The following is a 5560-nucleotide window of genomic DNA, read 5'->3' as shown; positions in this document are numbered from 1 at the left end:
AATACAGAAGTAGGCTGATCTGTTGAATAAACGCACTCCTCATTGACTAGGAGTTCTGATATAACTTTATGTTGCTTAACAACTTCGAGTTTTAAGTCCTCATTCAGCAAAGTGATTTTATTGGTATAACTCCTCAGTTTTTCTTTTAGTTCCTCATGCGCTTTATGTAATGAAAATTCTGCTTGCTTATATTGAAAATTAGTAAGTCCTGTTTGAATAGCAACATATAGATTTTCTTCTCTAACAGGTTTTAGAAGATAACCAAATGTAAATATCTGCGTAGCTTTTTCTACAGTAGTTTTATCAAAATGCCCGGTAATATAAATAATAGGGATTCTTAGACTATTCCAAATTTCTTCTGCCGCGTCAATTCCATCCATTTTCCCGTGTAGGCAGATATCCATTAAAACTAAGTCTGGTTGAAGCTCAGTTGCTTGCTCAATTGCCTCTTTCGGGGAATTTACAATATCTAGAACAGTATGCCCTAAACACTCCAGCTTTTCTCTTAGGTCAAGCGCAAGGATAAATTCATCCTCTACAATCAAAACCTGGATGCTCTTTGTTGTGAGAGGGTTTGGCAAGATGCTGGTCAATCGCTTTGCTCCTATTCAAAATTAAAATGACAAACTAACCCGCTAACGAAATACAGCAGAGGGTCGCCCGTTCAACTGTAGGAGTTAACGGATGGGGAATTGCTGTGATCAATAGGACAAGGAGCGAGGGGGAAGACCGGGACAAAGCTTAAACTCCGCCCTGTATAAACATCCTAGAAGGACGAGGCTTGTTCTTCCCTGTTCCTTCGGTCAACTAATAATTTGAGCAACAGCAAATTATTGCTTTTCACAAGCTGATGGTTACGAATAGCTTGTGAATGAATGGTTGTTAGATATTTAGAGGGAACATTAAATCGCCTGTCATAAAGCTAATTTTTTCCCCAATCGGACAGCCCCAGCCGCCGACTCATAGACCTCTTCTGTTGTCCCGAAGAAGTTGAATACTTATGAATTTCAAGTATATATCTACACAGTAGAGATAATTTTTACTCTGTAGAAATACAGAATCTCAAAAGCCAACACTAAAGTAAAAGTCTGCTAAAAAACTAATAAAGAATGTTCTTAGCTAACTTTTAACCGCATTTAATTAAAATTATGACAGCACAAAACAGCTTTAAACCGATATTAGCAGTAATACTGGATTTATGGAAGTAATTGGACTAAGCTAATCTAAATTTTCTGCCAAATGCTTATTTATCCCTGATTAACCCAGCTTTTTATCTATTTGTTTACTGTAAATGTAAACAAATATTTCTATTTTAAAAGAGAAAATTTAACTTTTTTAAGAACACCTATCTTGCCGAGAAGACCCCACCAAATACCGAACCACCTGCGGATCTATCGCTGCTATTCGATGCTTAATTGGTTGCGGAGGATTATTGAAAAACCGTTTTAAATCTCGGCTTTTGACTTGATAACGATTAGCACAACGCTTTTTGGCTTTCAACCAACCTTGCCTCACCCAATTAACAACTGTGGTTGGAGGTACACAAAGGTTTTTGGCAACTTCACGACAACTGTAATTATCCAGAACTGGGCGAGTAGAATACCCCAAAGAATACAATTTATTCTTAACGGCTGATACTGTGCGATAATAACCGCGTCTTTTTAGCCGAAAAACTATTTGTTCCGGGGTGTACATCTCTGCCATTTCTTCGAGAGTTCCTAGCTCTTTTTCTGCCCATTTAGTACACATTAGTAAACCTCCAAAAAATTTATCAAAATAGGACTAATATTTTTAGTGGCGATTTGTAATTGAATCGCCACCACAGAGTTCATTTGCTATTTCCTGGAAGCTCAAGTTCTACTTCCAAATAAGAAAGCGCAGTGTCAGCATCACCAATAGTCAGGTCGGGTTGATATTCTAGTGTTAAATAATCGGGATGTTTGGCAATTTCTTTGAGGATGAACTTTCCGGCATCAACCAAATCGTGCAAAGGTGGATAACTTGGTTGAGTGGTTCCTCCAAGTGTAGAGTTAGCAGCTAAAACAATTGCAGGAATAGCATCTAATTGATGTTTTAGTGATTGAATTTGGCGCAGATGGTTGTTAATTTCTGTGTCTAAAACTGTTTTTAATTCCTGCGGCGACAGCAGTTTTATGTCATCCTCAATCCGTGTTTCATCGTCTTCGGTATTCTTGTTTGGTAGCAGAATGTAACGCCAACCTGCACCGTATTCGTCAGCTAAATATGTATCTTCGGCGTAATACTTCATGCCGATTATTTGACCGCGTTCTGTCCGTTGTCCAAAGCCAAACCGAGGGTATTGCCAAACCGGAGGAATCGAGATTGTGGGTTCCATTGTTTTAGTTAGTAAATAGTTATTTGTTGAGATTGAAAGCTTTAATTACGCTGCAATATCGGGTGTTGCGTTAGTCATACTTGCAACCAAGAAAAAGTCATCGAGTGCCACTGCTGCGTTGAATGGTTTAGCGTACTGTTTCTCGTCTATCTCGTTTGTCCAATGCGTCAGATGCTCGAAAACCAAACCCAGCATTGATTCACGTTTGTAGACACGGTAGATTTTGGGACAAGCACCGGAACAGTAAACCAGCGTGTAGCCTGAGATTTCGATTAACTCTGCGTTTGGGTTTGAGGGTGACAGAAGTATTGGTTCGCAGCACTCGCCCCAGTCAGGATCTTGAAGGAAAGACATAGTTGCTGTATCTTGTAGCGTAATTCAGTCATTTCTTGTGGTGAGGTAGCGATCGCTCTCTAAGGATGCGACCGCTTTTCTACTGTCGGTACTACGCGGCTACTGGTTGTCTAATTCCCAACAGTGCGATCGCTGCATCAATATTGTCAGTTGTGCGACTGCCCCCCAATGGCCTTTGTCTGCTGTACCATTGATCTGCGCGGTTGTAGCCTATAAACCCTACTCTTCGGTTGTTGAAATATAGGGTGGTGCTAAACGAGAGCCAGTCAATCTCTCCATGAGTTAAGCCGTATCTGTGACAAGCTGTTTCTAATTCGTCGCTCAGGCGATCGTTGCGTTCTCTGGGGGTTTCTCTTAGTGTTGCTTTAACTTCTGCAACTCTTTTGGAAAACCAGTCTCGGTCGAATGGCAAACGTCCACCATTACTTAATTGCACCCATACGGTGATTCCAGCTTCGATCCATATTGTACGAACTGAATCGGCTTCTACTTGGATGATCTCGGCAATGATGCGGCGGTCACGAGATGTTAGCGGGTCTGTTGTTTGAGTTGCTTGTTTGGCTTGTATTTCGAGGTAGTTGTAAAATTCTGCCTGTGCTGCGGTTTGCTCGTCGATTGTGTTGCAACTGAAGCTTTTGGAGGCTTGCGTTGGATAAGTGAAGTGATTCATAATGAGGATCTCCTACCTCTCAATGGGGTTGGTATTCACAAAAGGCAATCGCTAGTTTTCCAGACGGTGCGATTGCCTTTTGCTTTGATACCCTTAGTATAGGCTAAATGATTTCCCTTGTCAATATTTTGTATAGTATTTTGTATAGGCTAAATGATTGAAACCACCATTTTCTAGGCAAAAGCTAGGCTGGCAAGTAGAATTAGGTATAGGCTAAAAGCTAGAAAAGGAAATAGTATGCCAAGAAATCTTGGAGAAGGGGAAACCCAAATGAACTTTCGCATTCCAGAAGAAAAGAAAATCGCTTTTCTAAAAAAAGCAAAAGAAAACGGGACTTCTGCAAGTAGACTTTTATTGGAGTTTATCGATAGTTATTTGGGCATATCATCCACAAACAATAACGATAGCGATCTCGACAGCATCAAGCAGAAAGTTGCTGAATTAGAGGCGTTTAAAGAGCGTGCTGAAAAAATCTTGGGGGAATTAGCAGCCTGAGAAGTGCTTCGGAACAACTCAGGCTCTCCCGCGAACGTATCCGCCAATTTTTAGAATCCGAAGAAAGAACCCCTGAAACTTAGCATTCAGGGGTTTTGCAATTAATCAGGCTCCTGCTGTATCCACGCAGGATTTATCACTATAGGCTAGTCTAGCAACTAGCCTATAAAAATTATAGGTCTATTCTTGCTTTTATGATTTCCTTTGTATAGGCTAAGATGATAATGTATTCAAATAGATAGGCACAAACCTAGCATTAAACTTTTTAGATAGGAATAAGGGAGATGAAGCACAACAGCTTAGAACAAGCACAAACACAGTAATTATCAATATTTTGACTGTTTGGTAAAAGCGACCGCCTGCCGCCAAGCTCTGCGATCGCTTGCTCAAATAGTTGCACTACAAAGTGAACTTATTATAATGCTGACACATTTTTGGCTAAGTCTAAAATTCAGCATAAATGTTCACTTTGGCAAATTGCGACCCCGACTGTTTTTGTGCATTTACCAATAGTGGGCAATAATTATGCTGACACTAGATCGCTGCGAAACAACATCACCCCCCAGCTACAGCATTCTCAACAACAGCATCAAAGAAACCTTCACTGCCATTGACAGATTTGAATGGCAAGCCGTTGATGAGATTCTCGAAATGCGTGACAATCAGCTTTACCGTGAAGCTGGCTACAAGTCTTTTGAGGAATACTGCCAAGCTGAGTTATCCGCTTGGGGTGGCTATCGACGCATCAATCAACTGCTAGGTGCGAAGAAAGTTAAAGACACAGCCGATGAATTAGGCGAACACATCAAAAACGAACGCCAAGCCCGTTCACTGTTGCGGTTAGTTAAGGAACCAGAGAAGTTAAAGCAAGCTGTTGCGATCGCACTCGAACAAAACCCCTCCCCTAGCGAATCGGACTTTGCGGCTGCGGCTCAAAAAGTGGTTCCGCGTCTGTCAAGCAAGAAAACTCAGGAACCAATGGTTCCTCAAATTCAAGAACCAGTGGTTCACCAAAATCAGGAACCATTGGTTCCCCAATCTGCCAAAGTTATAGTTACGTCATCAACTCATCCAAGACATGGGCAATCAGGAACCATCTCAGCCGACCCACCCAATCAAAGGCAGCAGATTGTCACCTTTGAGGATGGCAGCAGGGAACTGGTCAACAATGCTGATTTGAGTAATGACGCTGTTGAGTCATTTACCCCTGAGCGAACTTATCCCAAAGAGTACGCCGAAGCGATTGCCCAACTGAAACAGCAGCACCAACAAGAACTTGAACGACTGGAAAAGGATTTGAGGATTGGGTTACTCTCGGAAGCAACGACGCAAGCCCAGGAACAAGTACAAGAACAACTGACCACTTTACAAAACCTGTTTCAGCAGCAGAAGAAAGAAAATATCCAGTTACAGCAACGGATTTCCCAGTTGGAAGGACTTAGACAGTTAGAACTTGAAAACCAACGATTACAACGACGTATTCAGGAATTAGAGAACGCTGTAGAAGAACGTCCGGCTCAGGAATGGAATAATACTTTTACCAAACAAGCAACCAAAGCACTAAACAAGGATGTCAAGCGATCGCTAGAAAAAACTATTGATCTGCGATCACTTGCCGAAGAACCACCCAAAGAAAACGCTCAAGAATGCCTACGACTGATGGGTATTGCGTTGGGTAATCTGGC

Annotated in this window: 7 protein-coding genes; 2 read left to right on the top strand and 5 right to left on the bottom strand. The window is 41.5% G+C overall.

Translation table 11 applies throughout. The annotated features are described in order from the left end of the window. From H6G79_RS36050 to H6G79_RS36030, 5 genes are all read right to left on the bottom strand, one after another. On the bottom strand, window positions 1-593 hold a 593-nt coding region (locus tag H6G79_RS36050; RefSeq protein WP_191049439.1), incomplete at its 3' end, for a response regulator. Window positions 594-1335: 742 nt separating this feature from the next. Further along, window positions 1336-1749 carry a hypothetical protein gene (locus tag H6G79_RS36045; protein WP_191049438.1) on the bottom strand — a complete coding sequence of 138 codons (414 nt, stop codon included), beginning with the start codon at window positions 1747-1749 and terminating at the stop codon, window positions 1336-1338. A 79-nt stretch (window positions 1750-1828) separates the two neighbouring features. Next, window positions 1829-2356: a hypothetical protein gene (locus tag H6G79_RS36040; RefSeq protein ID WP_191049437.1), complete on the bottom strand. Its 528-nt coding sequence runs from the start codon at window positions 2354-2356 to the stop codon at window positions 1829-1831. Window positions 2357-2401: 45 nt separating this feature from the next. Next, complete coding sequence (locus H6G79_RS36035; protein WP_191049436.1) at window positions 2402-2710, bottom strand: hypothetical protein; 309 nt, start codon at window positions 2708-2710, stop codon at window positions 2402-2404. A gap of 91 nt (window positions 2711-2801) precedes the next feature. Continuing rightward, window positions 2802-3380, bottom strand: coding sequence for a hypothetical protein (locus H6G79_RS36030; RefSeq protein WP_191049435.1), 579 nt, complete (start codon window positions 3378-3380; stop codon window positions 2802-2804). A 237-nt stretch (window positions 3381-3617) separates the two neighbouring features. Here H6G79_RS36030 and H6G79_RS36025 point away from each other — a divergent pair, with 237 nt between their 5' ends. Together H6G79_RS36025 and H6G79_RS36020 are read left to right on the top strand one after the other, a co-directional pair. Then, the gene (locus tag H6G79_RS36025) at window positions 3618-3875 is read left to right on the top strand and encodes a hypothetical protein (RefSeq protein WP_191049434.1); all 258 of its coding nucleotides are present in this window, start codon (window positions 3618-3620) and stop codon (window positions 3873-3875) included. Between the two features lie 525 nt (window positions 3876-4400). Beyond that, window positions 4401-5560, top strand: a 1160-nt coding sequence (locus H6G79_RS36020; RefSeq protein ID WP_191049433.1) for a hypothetical protein, incomplete at its 3' end; no start/stop codon positions are given.

Source organism: Anabaena sp. FACHB-83 (genome assembly GCF_014697485.1).
GTDB lineage: Bacteria > Cyanobacteriota > Cyanobacteriia > Cyanobacteriales > Nostocaceae > Nostoc_B.
This window is presented reverse-complemented; position numbering and strand designations above follow the sequence as displayed.